11 protein-coding genes are annotated in these 14610 nt (G+C 64.4%); 3 read left to right on the top strand and 8 right to left on the bottom strand.

Going from position 1 to position 14610, the window contains the following annotated elements:
* Positions 1–12: 12 nt before the first annotated feature.
* The gene (locus C0V76_RS07750) at positions 13–387 is read right to left on the bottom strand and encodes a FlxA-like family protein (RefSeq protein WP_158239173.1); all 375 of its coding nucleotides are present in this window, start codon (positions 385–387) and stop codon (positions 13–15) included.
* A gap of 273 nt (positions 388–660) precedes the next feature.
* Here C0V76_RS07750 and C0V76_RS07745 point away from each other — a divergent pair, with 273 nt between their 5' ends.
* From C0V76_RS07745 to C0V76_RS07735, 3 genes are all read left to right on the top strand, one after another.
* Entirely contained in the window at positions 661–2340 is a 1680-nt protein-coding gene (locus C0V76_RS07745; protein WP_101941820.1) for a sensor domain-containing diguanylate cyclase, read from the top strand.
* 108 nt (positions 2341–2448) lie between these two features.
* Positions 2449–3810 (top strand): 8-oxoguanine deaminase, encoded by a 1362-nt coding sequence (locus tag C0V76_RS07740; RefSeq protein ID WP_101941819.1) that lies wholly within the window; start codon positions 2449–2451, stop codon positions 3808–3810.
* Between the two features lie 407 nt (positions 3811–4217).
* The gene (locus C0V76_RS07735; RefSeq protein WP_143707373.1) at positions 4218–5858 is read left to right on the top strand and encodes a hypothetical protein; all 1641 of its coding nucleotides are present in this window, start codon (positions 4218–4220) and stop codon (positions 5856–5858) included.
* 84 nt (positions 5859–5942) lie between these two features.
* Here the strand turns inward: C0V76_RS07735 and C0V76_RS07730 are convergent, their stop codons facing one another.
* The 7 genes from C0V76_RS07730 to C0V76_RS07700 form a co-directional block, all read right to left on the bottom strand.
* Entirely contained in the window at positions 5943–6773 is an 831-nt protein-coding gene (locus C0V76_RS07730; protein ID WP_101941817.1) for a hypothetical protein, read from the bottom strand.
* Positions 6774–7153: 380 nt separating this feature from the next.
* Positions 7154–8743: a regulator gene (locus C0V76_RS07725; protein ID WP_101941816.1), complete on the bottom strand. Its 1590-nt coding sequence runs from the start codon at positions 8741–8743 to the stop codon at positions 7154–7156.
* 93 nt (positions 8744–8836) lie between these two features.
* Positions 8837–9514: a cysteine hydrolase family protein gene (locus C0V76_RS07720; protein WP_101941815.1), complete on the bottom strand. Its 678-nt coding sequence runs from the start codon at positions 9512–9514 to the stop codon at positions 8837–8839.
* 1041 nt (positions 9515–10555) lie between these two features.
* Positions 10556–11491, bottom strand: a complete 936-nt coding sequence (locus C0V76_RS07715; RefSeq protein ID WP_101941814.1) for a PDR/VanB family oxidoreductase — start codon at positions 11489–11491, stop codon at positions 10556–10558.
* Entirely contained in the window at positions 11488–12915 is a 1428-nt protein-coding gene (locus C0V76_RS07710; RefSeq protein ID WP_101941813.1) for an amidohydrolase family protein, read from the bottom strand. The genes C0V76_RS07715 and C0V76_RS07710 overlap by 4 nt, the downstream gene beginning before the upstream one ends.
* A 39-nt stretch (positions 12916–12954) precedes the next feature.
* On the bottom strand, positions 12955–13749 hold the full coding sequence (locus tag C0V76_RS07705) for an ABC transporter permease (RefSeq protein ID WP_101941812.1): 795 nt from the start codon (positions 13747–13749) through the stop codon (positions 12955–12957).
* Positions 13750–13760: 11 nt separating this feature from the next.
* Positions 13761–14594: an ABC transporter ATP-binding protein gene (locus C0V76_RS07700; RefSeq protein WP_101942225.1), complete on the bottom strand. Its 834-nt coding sequence runs from the start codon at positions 14592–14594 to the stop codon at positions 13761–13763.
* Between the last annotated feature and the right edge of the window lie 16 nt (positions 14595–14610).

Here is a 14610-nt window from a genome sequence, read left to right as displayed (position 1 = left end):
CAAGTCTCCGGGCTAGAGATACTCGTCCACAAGCCTCCCGAGGGACGAGTCTTTCGGGGCGCTCGAATCTGCGCGGCGCGAGGACTCGGCCTGGGCCGGCTGTGAGTTGCCCTTCCGCTCTTCCAGTTGCGCCTGGCGTTTCTCCAGCTCGGCAATCTGGGCCTGCACGAGCTGGATCTGGGCCTGCAGCAGTTCGACTTTCTTTTGCGAGCCCTCGTCCGGATTCTTGGCCGTGTCGGCCATCTCCTTGGTGAGCTGCTTGAGTTTGTTTTTCAGCGCTTCGATCTGGCCGGCAATGCCACCCCCGCCACTCGCGCCTTGTGCGCTGGAGCTCGACCCGGAGCTGGCGACTGAACTCAGGTTGACTGTGATTGATTCACTCATCATGGATTCCATTCTTCAAATGCGGCATGCGTTAACTATCGGCTTCCGCATCGGAATCCGGAGTGGAATCGTGCTGTGAAGTCCGTCGCATGCCCCTTCTATGGGTGCCACACGGCCCATTCATGCCACACGGCCCCGAATGGGCAATGTATTCCGCCGCCATCTTGCATAGATTGATTGAGGACGCCCCCTGCTTGGCGGGCCGGCCAGGCGGGGCCGCTTCCTCAACCGCACGGGGCGCAGCATGGATGCATCTGACTGGCGAGGCGGGCGCGCGTGAAGGACGCGAAGCCGACGATTCTTCATGATCAACAGAGCCAGCGGCACAGCCGTTGCCGTCTGCGCTTGCGCCTTGCGCTGCTGGCGGCCCTGGTGTCCGTGCTGGTCATCAACCTGGCGGGCGTTGCGCTGTGGCAGGAGAAGCAGCGCTACCGCGAGCGCGCCTCGGTGGCTACCGGCAATATCGCTCGCCTGCTGGATCAGCAGATTTCCGGCGTGATCGACAAGATTGATCTTTCCTTGCAGACCAGCAGCAAGATCTACACCTCGATGCTGGCCGAAGGCTCGCTCGATGCAGCCCATCTCAACCAGCATCTCGCCGCGCAGGAGGCTTTGCTGCCGGAAATCGTGAGCCTGCGCATTGTCGATGCGCAGGGCGTCGTGCGTTATGGCCGGGGAGTACCGGCGGAAGGCTCGGTAGACGTCAGTGATCGCTCGTATTTTGCCGAAGCGCGTAATGATCCGGCGGATCGCCTGATCGTGCACGGGCCCTTTCTGGCGCGCATCAGCAAGGCCTGGGTAATCGTTCTGGCACGCCGCCTCAGCAAGCCGGACGGCTCCTTCGCCGGTGTGCTGTACGCCAACCTCGGTTGTAGCTACTTCGAGAGCATCCTGTCGCTGGCCTCCCTCGGGCCGAATGGAGCGGCCACCATCCGCACCACTGACCTGGCGCTGGTCCATCGCTTTCCCGATACCCGCAACGCGGTGGGCAGCAAGGATGTGTCAGCCCAGTTGCGCGAGGTGATTGCCGCACGGCCGCAGGGCGGCGAGTATCTGGCGACGACCAAGCTCGATGGCGTGGAGCGCAGCAACGCCTACCGGCGCGTTGAGCGCTATCCCTTCTACGTGATCGTCGGTCAGGCCACCGACGACTATCTGCGCGCCTGGCGCTTGAGCGTGCTGGTGATCAGTAGCCTCGCCAGTCTCACGTTGCTGGTGGCCTGGTTCGCCACCTTCCGCGTCTATCGCAGCCAGATCCGCCTCAATGAAGACATCGCCCAGCGTACCCGGATCGGGGAGGCGCTTGAGCGCATCATTGCCGAGCGCGCCCAGCTCTATGCCGAGCTGGAGCGGCGCAAGGATGCGCTCGAAGAGGCCAATGCCACGCTGGAGCAGAAGGTGGAGGAGCGCACGCTTGAGCTCAGCAAGGCCAATCAGGCGCTGGAGCGCTTCGCGCGCCGCGATACGCTCACCCGACTTGGCAACCGGCTGGCGGCGGATGAGCATCTGCACGAGGAGTTCCTGCGCATGAAGCGCAGCGGCCTGGCTTATTCCGTGTTGCTGATCGATATCGATCACTTCAAGCGGGTGAACGATCAGTTCGGCCACGAGCAGGGGGATAAGGTGCTGCGCCATGTGGCTCACACCCTCAACCACTCCTGCCGTGTCACGGACTTCCTGGCCCGCTTTGGCGGTGAGGAGTTTCTTGTCATCCTGCCGGCGACGGCACCGCTCCAGGCCGCGCTGGTCGCCGAGAAAATGCGCCAGACCCTGGCTGAGGCCCGCATTGAGCCGGTTGGCCAGATCACCGTGAGCATCGGCGTGGCCGCCGCCTGGCCCTCGGATGAGGATGAAAATGCTGCCGTGCGCCAGGCCGATGAAAACCTCTACCGGGCCAAGACCGAGGGGCGTAACCGGGTGGCGGAGGATCTGCGCTTGCCGCCCGGGTCGTCGTAGCGCTTGGGTGAGAGGGCGAGCGCCCATAATCCTTATTGGCGCCGCTGAGTCGACAGCCCGGGCCGGATCGGGACAATGCGCGCATCAACCTCTCTCAAGGAAAGCGCCATGAGCACCCTGTTGCTGAAGAACGCGGATGTGGTCGTGACCATGGATGCCGGCCGCCGCGAAATTCGCGGTGGCAGCGTATTCATTCGCGACCATGTCATCGAGGCCGTCGGCCTGGCCGCTGATTTGCCGCAGTCGGCCGGGGAGGTCATCGACCTGGCAGGCCATGTACTCATGCCGGGCCTGATCAACACCCATCACCACATGTACCAGAGCCTGACGCGGGTCATCCCGGCAGCGCAGGACGCCGAACTGTTTGACTGGCTTTCCGCGCTCTATCCCGTCTGGGCCGGCCTCACGCCCGAGATGATCCACGTCTCGACGCAGGTCGCCATGGCCGAGCTGATCCTCTCCGGCTGCACGACTTCGAGCGATCACCTCTACATTTATCCGAACGGCTGCCGCTTGGATGATTCGATCGAGGCCGCTGCCGGTATCGGCATGCGCTTCACGGCCTGCCGCGGCAGCATGAGCGTGGGGCGCTCACAGGGCGGGCTGCCGCCGGATGCCGTGGTCGAGCAGGAAGACGCCATCCTGCGGGATACCCGACGCCTGATTGAAACCTGGCACGATGCCTCTTCCCACAGCATGCTGCAGATCGCGGTGGCGCCCTGTTCCCCGTTTTCGGTAAGCCGGGATCTGATGCGTGAATCGGCCGCACTGGCGCGCAGCTATGGGGTGAGGCTGCACACCCATCTGGCCGAGAACTTCAAGGATGTGGATTACAGCCGCGAAAAGTTCGGCATGACGCCGGCCGAATATGCGGAGTCGCTCGGCTGGACCGGGCACGACGTCTGGCACGCCCACTGCGTGCAGCTCGACGCGGCCGGGATTGCACTCTTCGCACGCAGCCACACCGGAGTGGCGCATTGCCCGTGCTCCAACATGCGCCTGGCCTCTGGGATCGCGCCCGTTCCGCAGATGCTTGCGGCCGGCGTGCCGGTGGGGCTGGGCGTGGATGGCTCGGCTTCCAATGATGGCGCGCACATGTTGGGCGAGGCTCGCCAGGCCCTGTTGCTGGCACGCGTGGGGCGTGGCCCGGCCGCGCTGTCGGCTCGGCAGGCGCTGGAGATGGCGACCCTCGGTGGCGCCAGGGTGCTCGGGCGTGAAGACATCGGGGCCCTTGCGCCCGGGATGAGCGCAGACTGCGTGGCTTTCCCGTTGGGTGACGTCGGCCTCGCTGGCGGTGCGGTGCATGATCCGGTCGCCGCGCTGGTTTTCTGCACCCCGCCACGCGTGGCCTGGTCCGTCATCAACGGGCGGGTGATCGTGCGCGATGGCCAGCTGACGAGCATCGACCTTCCTGAGGTTCAGCGCCGCCACGATGTGCTGGCGCGGGGGCTCGCAAACGCCGCGCGTTGAGCCTTCTTTCCGACGGATTTTCCCCCTCGCTGATGAGGCGAAACTTTATCCCTGCAGGTGTTTTAAGCGCCGTAGCGGTCGGCTTCTTCACGCGCTTGAAGCCACGCTTCAGCACCTGCCTCGTTCTGCAAACAGCGCGGCTAGGGCAGATGTTCTGAGCGCCATCAAAACTCCGGATCGTGCGGCTTTCTGGCCAAGCGTGACGTGGTCACGGGAACTCAAAAACCCTTGAAATTCAGCGCGGGCGGGCTCGCGTTGGAGGTATTTCCCGATCAAGCACTGGCTATCACTTTCAGCATAGAATCCGGCCTGCTTGAGAAAAGCAGATGTTTTTTGATGGGTTTTTACAAAATAAAAGACAAGGGGAGTCTATGCGGGCCTGTTTAAAGTTGCTTTCGGTGTCAGCCTTGGCGCTGGTTCTTGCTGCATGCGGTGGAGGCGGCGGTGGTGGTGGTGGGGGCGGTACGGCCGCTGCGGTGTCGTCTGCCAGTTCTGCCAGCAGTTCTGTGACGAGCTCCGTCAGTGCCAGTTCGGCCGCTTCGTCGGCGCTCAGTAGCTCATCCTCCAGCTCGTCATCCAGCAGTTCCTTCCCGTCTGGCTGGGCCGTGTATTCGGCCGACAAACTGCCGACTGCTGCAGGCTCGATTACGCTGGCAGGCGGCACGGCGGGGCAGTTCAATCTGTGTGCCTCGGCTGGCTGTAACGCGAGTTATGCCTCGGTCAGCAGCGGCATTCTGACGGTTGATACCACCACAGAATCTGCCATTACCGAGCAAAGCTACTTTCAGCTCGACAATGCCTTCAAGACGGGTGGTTATCCGAAGTCGGCAACAGTCATTGCCCGCATGCGTGGCAACAGCGTGACAAACCTGAAAGGACTGACGATCGACACGGCTTTCTCCGAGCCGGGTGAGTCCGGGCCGCGCGTGCAACTGGTGCTCTTGCCGAATAATCACAGTACCGGGATGTATGCCGGGGCGCTCGATCAGTCCCTCACGGGCGACCAGAACGTGTACTCGTCGGATTTCGACACCACGGTCTATCACACCTATCAGCTCTCGGTGACGTTCACGAGCGCCACGGCAGGTACGGTGCGCGTGTATCTGGATGGTGCCGCCACGCCGATTCTGGAGAAGACGCTGAGCAATCTGAAGCAGGCGACTGCCGTGGGGCAGAACTATCTGCGGATCGGTGAGGAAAACACTTCGGAGCACGCCAAGGGTGATTTCGACTGGGTGATCTGGAGTTCGGATGCGGCTTACACCCCGGCGCAACTCGCCGGTGCGCTGCCTGCCACACTGGGCCCGGTGAGCGGTTACATGGGCTGGAATACCTATACGGCCGATCTGTTTCCGACTGCTACGGACTCGATCACGCTGGCCGGTGGCAGCGCGAGTCAGTTCAATCTGTGTGCCTCAGCAGGCTGCAACGCGAGCTACGCATCGGTTGCTGGCGGCATCCTGACGGTTGATACCACGGCAGAAACGGCTGTTACCGAGCAAAGCTACTTCCAGCTCGACAACGCCTTCAAGACGGGCGGTTATCCGAAGTCCGCCACGCTCATCGCACGCATGCGCGGCAATAGTGTGACCAACCTGAAGGGGCTGACGATTGATACGGCCTTCTCGCAGACCGGCTTGTCTGGCCCGCGCGTGCAGCTCCAGCTCTTGCCGGACAATCACAGTACCGGGATGTATGCCGGGGCGCTCGATCAGTCCCTCACGGGCGACCAGAACGTGTATTCCTCGGATTTCGACACCACGGTCTATCACACCTATCAGCTCTCGGTGACGTTCACCAGCGCCACGGCAGGTACGGTGCGCGTGTATCTGGATGGTGCCGCCACGCCGATACTGGAGAAGACGCTGAGCAATCTGAAGCAGGCGACTGCTGTGGGGCAGAACTATCTGCGGATCGGTGAGGAAACCACCTCGGAGCACGCCAAGGGTGACATCGATTGGGTGATCTGGACCAATGAGGCGGCCTATACCCCTGCGCAAGTGAGTGGTCTGCTGCCGGCAGCACTGGGCAGCATCAGCGGCTACTGAGATATTCTGGTGATGCCCGGAATAGATCGGGCAAAAAAAGGGCCGCGCACTGCGCGGCCCTTTTTCATGTGCGGACGGACCTGCTTACAGGTGCCACTCAACTTTGACCATCGGGGTGGATGTCTTCGAGCCGGTTCCGGAGGAGCCGAACTTGTTCTTCACATATTCGTAGCCCACGCCCGCGAGGAAGGTGTCCTTGCTGCCACCGGCGAGCTTGCCGGCATCCACCATCAGGAAGGCGTTGATCCAGGTTTCAGCCTTGGTTTCGGTGCCAAAGCCGTCCTTGCCCTTGGCCCCGGTGTAGGTGGCCCAGCCATTGAACTTGAGCGGTACGGGGCCGGCGTCGAAGCCCACGCCCCATGCGCTGCCCACGCGCCAGGTCAGATCGAAATCAACCGCCTTGCCGACGATGCCGTTGTGGTTCTTTTCCTTGTAGCTCAGGAAGTCCAGGTCGGCCCAGCCCCAGGAGCCGCCGAACTTGATGGTCGGGCCGAGGATGAGCTTCTGCACGCGCGAGGCGAAGGCGTCATCCTTGGAGTTCAGGTCGATACGGGTGGTCCAGGCGAAATCGCTGATCGGGCCAAGGGCAATCTTGCTGCCGGTGAGCTTGCCGTAGTGCAGCTGGTTGGAAAAGATTGCATACAGTTCCTGGGCGCCGCCGCCGCCGTTATTCGCCGGATCGTTGTGGTCCGACTTGAGTGCATCGATCGTGAAGAAGTTGCTGCCGTACTTGAAGCCGCTGACATGGGTGAAGTTCAGGATGTTCTTCGTGACGTCCTTGTCGTTGGCGGGCTCATGGAAGCTCGTGCCATAGCGATAGCTGACCGAGTTGTCGCTCCAGTCAGCGGCCTGAGCTGCGACGCAGCCGAAGGCGAGAATGAGGGCACTGCTGATCTGGGTGAGGCGGGTGTTCATTCGAAACTCCTTGTCATGAAGTGGGACAGTCCAGCGCGGGCTGTTGATGGCCATCCTATGAGAAGCGTTCGCTGCTGCTCCGCATGGCCTTCATACGGGAAATTGAATGCCTTGCAAGAGTGCGGGCGGGTGTCTTTTGTGCCCCAGGATGGATTTGAGGTGGTCTTGCAAGTAATTGAAAAAAAATAACAAACCTGAGCGTATGGTTAGCTTGCTGGTGCATGCACCGGCACGGTTCATGCGGCCTGGCTCTCATGTCGGATGAGGTAGATTGCTTATAACCAAAGTGATAAGACTGTGTGGCGCCGGCACAACACGATTTGATGCATTTGGAATTAAAAAACCGGCCCTCGGGCCGGCTTGCTTGGGGGCAGGGGAACTCAGCTCGCTAGCGCTTGGGGCAGGGCTTCGTCCTCCGCGTCGGCGCGGGTCGTGTTCTCTGCACAGGCGTACTTCGCACAGCCGGCCAGCACACCGGCTACTGCGAGGTAACTCAGGGCCACCAGCGGGCTTTGGGCGATGCCGATGGCCTCGCCGTGCATGAAGCCGAAGAAGCTCAGTACCGCAGCGCAGGCTGCGAAGGCGGCGGCCTTCATGAAGTTGCGGTCGATCACGCAGACGCCGATGGCGCCCAGCATCAGGCCGCCGAGGATGGCGCCACCGCCCATGACTTCCAGGCCGTGGTAAAGCACGCCGACCTGGCCCAGCTTGTCCAGCCCCACCGTGGCGGCGTTGGTGCCGGCTGCGGCCAGTGCGTTGTCGATCATCAGCTTGCCCCAGGCGGCAAGGTGAGGTGTGAGGGCCAGGATGATGGCTGGGGCATGCTTCTTCGGGCTTTCCTGAAAGGCCTGGGCGCCGATCAGCATGCCGATGTAGAGCAGGATCGGCGAGATCGCCACCACCGGGATCAGCGCCATCATCAGGGCGATGATGCCAAACCATGACATCAGAATCACTGCGAGGCCGGTCGCGGCGGAGTAGCCGATCCGTCCGCCCATGGCTTTCCAGCCCGGATGACCGATGTAGACGGCATTGATGAAGGGGTTGCCCATCAGGCAGCCAACCAGGCTGATCACACCATCTGCGGTGAGCACGCGGGTGGTGGGGAAACTGTCACCGGCCACGGCAGCGCTCTCCACGTTGTCCATCGCTTCAACCAGATCGTAGATGCCGAAGGGAATGGCGGTAACGAGGATCACGCCGAGAAACTCGAAGCCTGAAAATACATGCCCCACGGCGGGGAGCGGCAGCGAGAAACCGAAGCTTGCCAGGGCCTGCGTTACGTTGGCCACGCTCATGCCGCCATAGCTGTAGCCGGCTGCGGTGGAGCCCCAGGCAATCAGGCTGCCGGCGGCGATGGCTACGAGGCCTGCCGGGATGCCCTTGAAGAAACGCACGCCGCCGAACCAGCTCACCACGATGATGGCAAAGCACACCAGGCCGATCAGCGGGGTGATGAAAAGCTCCTGCGCTGGGCGCATCGAGATGAAGGCGATTGACACACCGGCCAGGGTGCCGAGCAGCGCGGCGCGCGGCGTGATCCTGCGGATGAAGGGGGCGATGAAGCCGCCGATCATCAGCACGAAGCTCTGGATGAAGACCCAGGTGAGCCCGGCCTCCCAGCCCTTGATCGGGTCACCGGTGCTGAGCGAGATCGGCAGCATGATCACGAAGACCACCACGAACATATGCGGCACGCTGATGCCGGAAGGCAGGGCACAGACATCGCTGCGCCCGGTTTTCTTGGCGAGCTGGTAGGCCAGCCAGGCGTAGTAACAGGTGGACAGGCACATCATCAGGCCCACGGCGGGCAGGATGCGGCCGAAGACAATGGCATCCGGCATCTTGAGTACGAAGCGCAGGAGGCCGGTTAGCACCAGCATGTTGACGAGGATGTTCGTGCCGAAGCCGAACAGGGCGTTCCAGTCGCCCGGCACCCATAGCCGGGGTTTGCTCATGGTCGAAATCATTGCTGCTCTCCAGTTGGCGCGCCTTGCCCGCTGAGGGGCCGGGCGTTTCTCGATCAAGCCTGCCGCTTCGCATCGCGAAGCAGCCCCGGGGCTTCAACTGCTGCTCATCAACGCAGCGAGGATGCGCTGCGAATCGGACACCCAGCCAAAGATCCCGCCCTGCGCGCTGATCATGCGCAGGGCGATTTCGTGAAATTCGGGAAAGTAGGAGGCACAGCCATCGGCGGGCAGCACGCAGCGGTAGCCGCGATCATTGCCCTCGCGCACCGTGGTGTGCACGCAGACCTCGGTGGTCACGCCGCAGACGATCAGGGTGTCGATGGCGCGCTTGCTCAGCACGAGCTGCAGATCGGTGGCGTAGAACGCGCCCTTGCCCGGTTTGTCGATTACGACCTCGCCAGGGATCGGCTGCAGGGCCGGGATGATTGCGTGGCCGGCTTCACCACGGACCAGGATCCTGCCCATTGGCCCCTTGTCGCCGATGCGCAGGCTCGGCGCACCGCGCGCGATCTTGGCGAGCGGCGCATCGCTCAGATCCGGTCGGTGGCCTTCGCGGGTGTGGATGACCAGCATGTCGAGCTGGCGCGCGCAGGCCAGCAGGCGTTGGATGGGCGCCACTGCGCTCTGCAGGCGGGAGACATCATTGCCGAGGGTTTCACCGAAGCCGCCGGGTTCCAGAAAGTCGCGCTGCATGTCGATCACGATCAGGGCCGTGTGGGCCGGATCGATGGCGATCGGCCCCGGTTCTGCATCGATCAGCGCTGTGCTCATGGTGGCTCCCGGTGTGCGGTGAAATATTCTTCGTTACGACTAAAGCAAGAGCTGAACCACTTGAATACAAGATGGTGGACAAGATGTTTTTGCTTTTAAAACAGAGTCTTGATGCTTGATTGGCGGCGCAGGAGGCGTTTGTATGCGCACCGAAGCGAGGCCGATGCAGCTGAAGCCGCACCTCCGGGAGGCGGTGGGTGCCGCCAGGGCATGGGCGAGTTCAGGTGGAGGTTTGTGTAGGGTCGGCTTCAGCCGGCGGGGCCCGTAAGGAGAGAGGGGCTGCGGCTGAAGCCGCACCTACGCGAGGCGGTGGGGGCCGCCAGGGCATGGACGAGTTCAGGTGGAGGTTTGTGTAGGGCCGGCTTCAGCCGGCGGAGCCCGTACGGAGAGTGGGTGGCGGCGGCTGAAGCCGCACCTGCGCGAGGCGGTGGGGGCCGCCAGGGCATGGGCGAGTTCAAGTGGAGGGTTGTGTAGGGCCGGCTTCAGCCGGCGGGGCCCGTACGGAGAGGGGGGGGCTGCGGCTGAAGCCGCACCTACGGGAGGCGGTGGGGCCGCCAGGGCATGGGCGAGTTCAGGTGGAGGGTTGTGTAGGGCCGGCTTCAGCCGGCGGGGCCCGTACGGAGAGTGGGTGACTGCAGCTGAAGCCGCACCTACGCGAGGCGGTGGGGGCCGCCAGGGCATGGACGAGTTCAGGCGGAGGTTTGTGTAGGGCCGGCTTCAGCCGGCGGGGCCCGTAAGGAGAGAGGGGCTGCGGCTGAAGCCGCACCTACGGGAGGCGGAGGGGACCGCCAGGGGCATGGACGAGTTCAGGTGGAGGTTTGTGTAGGGCCGGCTTCAGCCGGCGGGGCCCGTACGGAGAGGGGGGGCTGCGGCTGAAGCCGCACCTACGGGAGGCGGTGGGGCCGCCAGGGCATGGGCGAGTTCAGGTGGAGGGTTGTGTAGGGCTGGCTTCAGCCGGCTGGGCCCGTACGGAAAGTGGGTGACTGCGGCTGAAGCCGCACCTACGGGAGGCGGAGGGGCTGTCAGGGCGTGGGCGGGCGTTCAGCGGTCCAGCACCAGGCGCTTCCCGGCGCAGCGCGACACACAGGGCAGCATGAGCTTGCTGCCGGCTTGCTCGGCTTCGTTCAGATAGGCATCGTGATGCTTCGGTGTGCCTTCCAGCACCTCGCTGAGGCAGGCACCGCAGACGCCTTGCTCGCAGGAGGTGGGGATGTCCACGCCGCAGGTGCGGGCCACCTGGATGATGGGGACGCCCGCCGGCACTTCGGCTTCGATGCCGCTGCGCGCGAAGACAATCGTGAACGCGCCATCGTCGTTGAGCGCGGTGCCGGGTGCAGCGCTGAAGCGCTCGCTGCGCAGACGCTGGGCGGGGATGCCTGCGGCGGCCAGTGCGGTTTCGACGGCGGCCATGAAGGGCGCCGGACCACAGGTGTAGAAGCGGGTGCCCGCGTCGCCTGCGTGGGCGCGCACGATCATGGCGAGGGCTGCGGTGGTCTGTGTTCCGTCGAGTCCGGCATGCAGCGTGTCGGACTCACCGAGGCGGTCGGCCCAAGCCGCGTGGGCCGCACTGCGCGCGAAGTAGTGCAGTTCGGCGGTGGTGCCCAGCGCATTGCGCATGGCATACAAGGGGGTGATGCCGATACCGCCGGCCAGCAGCACATGGTGGCTGGCGCTGGCATCGATTTCAAACAGATTGGCCGGCGCACCGATTCGCAGCCGCTCGCCCACCTGCAGCCGGTGCATGGCCTGCGAGCCGCCGCGCGAGTTGGCTTCCAGCTTCACCGCGATGCGATAGAGCTGGTCCTCGCCGGGGTGGTTGCATAGCGAATAGGCGCGCTGCAGGCCAGCGGGGAGGCGGACCTGGATGTGTGCGCCGGGCGACCAGGGCGGCAGGCTTTCCCGGCCGGCTGGCACCAGTTCGAAGCTGCGCACCCCTTCGGCTTCGATGCGGATGCTGCGGATGATCACTTCGATCATGCGGCCTCCGCGCGGCGGATCAGCGCCCGGGTGGCGGCGCGGGCTTCTGCAGCCAGCTCGGCCATGTCCAGATCAGGAATGGCGCCCTCACGCACGATTTCACGCCCGCCCACCAGCAGGCTGCGCAGATGGGCGCTGCCGCCGCAGGCGACCGGAGCGATGGCCAGGTCATGGAGGCCGAAGTAACGCGGGTTGCGCGAGAGATCGTAGATCGCGATGTCCGCTGCCTGCCCTTCGGCCAGACTGCCGATGGCGGGCAGGCCCAGGACGGCGGCACCACCGCTGCTCCCCCAGCGGATTACGTCTTCCACCGTGGCGGCGTCCGCGCCAGCTTCCCCTGCGCCGCCGCGGAACTTCGGCTGGGCGGCTTCGCCGGCCTTGGCGCGCTGCATCAGCCAGGCCGCATGGGTCTCCGAGATCATGTCAGCCGCTTCGTTGGAGGCGGCGCCATCGACGCCGATCGACACCGGCACGCCGGCCGCTTCGAGTGCCCGGATCGGCGCGATGCCGCTGCCCAGGCGGCCGTTGCTCTGCGGGCAGTGGGCGATGCCGGTGCGGGTGGCGCCGAGCAGGGCGATCTCGTCCGGATCCAGTTTGACGAGGTGGGCGAACCACACGTCTGCGCCGAGCCAGTCGATGCTCTCGCAATAGCGCACCGGACTGATGCCGCGCATGGCATTGACGCTGTCCTGATAGCCGACCGTTTCCGACAGGTGCGAATGCAGGCGCAGGCCCAGCTTGCGTGCCACGGCGGCGGCTTCGCGCAGCTCGCCCGGCTGCATCGAATAGGGAGGCGTGGTGGGGGCCATCACCACGCGGCGCATGGCATCCGGTGCGGGGTCGTGAAACTGGCTGGCAAGGCGTTCCATGTCCGCCATGTAGGCCGCCATGCTCTCCGGGCGCAGGGCCTGCGGCAGCTCTGCTTCGAGCTGACGGGTGAGGGTGGCGCCGCCCCGGCACAGCACGAAGCGCAGGCCCAGTTTTTCCGCCTCCTCGAACAGGATGGCCGAGCTGTCGTAGTCCTGCCCGGGGTAGTAGAGGTAATTGTGATCGGCCACTGTGGCGCAGCCGGAGAGGGCCAGTTCGATCAGGCCGATGCGCGCCGCGAGGCGGAAACTCGCAGCATCGAAACCGGCGCGGAAGCGGTAGGGCGTGGCTGCCAGCCAGGGCGTGAGGGTGGCATTGAGGCCCAACGGCTCGCCTTTCAGGAGCGCCTGGAACAGGTGGTGATGGGTATTCACCCAGGCCGGGTAGATCACGCAGTCGGTGGCGTCGAGGATTTGCTCGCTGGCCTGAGGCGTGAGTGCGCCGAGGGCAGCGATGCGGCCGGCGCTGATGCGGATGTCCGGGCCGGCATGGCGCGCGGCGGCGCCAGCGAGGCCGGTCATGATGGCGGCGGCGTTCTTGATGAGGAGGGAAGTCATTGGGGATGTCCTGTCGGGATCAGAAGAGGCGTTTGTCTGTCAGCTCATCTCGCTCTCATGCCAGTGCGACAAGGAAATCTTTGCCAGCCAGGCCATCAGCGAGAACAGCAGCACGCCGGTGATCGAGATCAGCAGCAGGGCGGCAAACAGGCGCGGGATGTTGATCTGGAAGCCGGCCTGCAGGATCTCGTAGGCCAGCCCGGCGCCGGTGCCACCCGTGCCGGCTACGAACTCCGCCACCACAGCCCCGATCAGGGCCAAGCCGCTGGAGATACGCAGGCCGCCGAAGAAGCAGGGCAAGGCACTCGGGATGCGCAGGCGGGTGAGCGTCTGCCAGCGCGAGGCGCCATTGATGCGGAACAGGTTCAGCAGGCCCGGATTCACGCTGCGCAGCCCCAGCACGGTGTTGGAGATGATCGGAAACAGCGCGACCAGCGTGGCGCACACCACCAGGGCCGCAGTGGGATTCTTGACCCAGATGATGATCAGCGGCGCAATCGCCACCACCGGGGTGACCTGCAGCAGGATCGCGTAGGGGAACAGGCTGGTTTCGATCAGCTTGCTCTGCACGAACAGGAAAGCCGCTGCCACCCCCAGCACCACCGCCACGAAGAAGGCCAGGAAGGTGATTTTGAGGGTGACGCCCAGCGCGCGCAGCAGGCCGGGGCCGTCGGTCCACAGAGTGGCGAGAATGTCGGTGGGCTTGGGCACCAGATAGGTCGGCACCTTCCAGGCGGTGCACAGCACTTGCCACACCAGCAGCAGGAAAACGCCCAGCAGCAAGGGGGCGACGATTTTCACCACGGCAGGGCGGTGTAACAGAGGGGTTTTCATGGTGGCGCTCCTCAGTCGTGCTGCAACTCGCCGCCACTGGCCGCCAGCAGGCGGGCCGAGAGATCACGGCAGTGTTCGGTGAAGGCTGGCGAGAGGCGGAATTCCTCATCGCGCTGCGGCTCGGGGATCGGCAGGTCGGCCACGATGCGGCCGGGGCGGGCGGCCATCATCACGACGCGGCTGGAGAGGTACACCGCCTCGTAGATGCTGTGGGTCACGAAGATCACGCTGAGCTTGCCGGCTTTCGCAGCCCACAGGCTGCGCAGATCGGCATCGAGCTTGTTGCGCGTGAATTCGTCGAGGGCGCCGAAGGGCTCGTCCATCAGCAGTACATCCGGTTCGGTGACCAGCGCCCGCGCGATCGAGGCGCGCATCTGCATGCCGCCAGAGAGCTCGCGCGGATAGCAGTTGCCGAAGCGCCCGAGGCCGACCTGATTCAGCGCCTGTTGCACGCGTGATTCGCTTTCGGCCTTCGGGACCCCGGCCAGGTCCAGCGGCAGGCGCACATTGGCCGCCACGCTGGCCCAGGGCATCAGGGTGGCTTCCTGGAACACCATCGCGATCTTCAGGCCGCTCTTGCCGGGCGCATCCGCGCCCTGCCAGCGCAGATGGCCGTGCGATGGCGATTCGAGCCCGGCGAACATCTTGAGCAGGGTGCTCTTGCCGCAGCCGGAAGGGCCCAGCAGCGAAACGAAATCGCCGCGCTGGATGATGAGGCGCACTTCATCCAGCGCGCGGGTGCCGTTGGGGTAGGTTTTCTCGACGCGGTTGGCGAACAGCACGCTGTTCGCGTCCGGCACCAGTAGGGTCGGTTCCGGTTCGATATCCATGTATTTCATCAGCATGTTCAGCTCCTTCTGA

This window comes from Uliginosibacterium sp. TH139, from assembly GCF_002855595.1.
GTDB lineage: Bacteria > Pseudomonadota > Gammaproteobacteria > Burkholderiales > Rhodocyclaceae > Uliginosibacterium > Uliginosibacterium aquaticum.
The sequence above is the reverse complement of the archived record's forward strand: the minus strand, read 5'-3'. Positions and strand labels throughout refer to the sequence as shown.

Coding starts and splice junctions, on each gene's coding strand:
- C0V76_RS07750 (WP_158239173.1), bottom strand. CDS start 387: ATGATGAGTGAATCAATCACAGTCAACCTGAGTTCAGTCGCCAGCTCC.
- C0V76_RS07740 (WP_101941819.1), top strand. CDS start 2,449: ATGAGCACCCTGTTGCTGAAGAACGCGGATGTGGTCGTGACCATGGAT.
- C0V76_RS07730 (WP_101941817.1), bottom strand. CDS start 6,773: ATGAACACCCGCCTCACCCAGATCAGCAGTGCCCTCATTCTCGCCTTC.
- C0V76_RS07725 (WP_101941816.1), bottom strand. CDS start 8,743: ATGATTTCGACCATGAGCAAACCCCGGCTATGGGTGCCGGGCGACTGG.
- C0V76_RS07720 (WP_101941815.1), bottom strand. CDS start 9,514: ATGAGCACAGCGCTGATCGATGCAGAACCGGGGCCGATCGCCATCGAT.
- C0V76_RS07715 (WP_101941814.1), bottom strand. CDS start 11,491: ATGATCGAAGTGATCATCCGCAGCATCCGCATCGAAGCCGAAGGGGTG.
- C0V76_RS07710 (WP_101941813.1), bottom strand. CDS start 12,915: ATGACTTCCCTCCTCATCAAGAACGCCGCCGCCATCATGACCGGCCTC.
- C0V76_RS07705 (WP_101941812.1), bottom strand. CDS start 13,749: ATGAAAACCCCTCTGTTACACCGCCCTGCCGTGGTGAAAATCGTCGCC.
- C0V76_RS07700 (WP_101942225.1), bottom strand. CDS start 14,594: ATGCTGATGAAATACATGGATATCGAACCGGAACCGACCCTACTGGTG.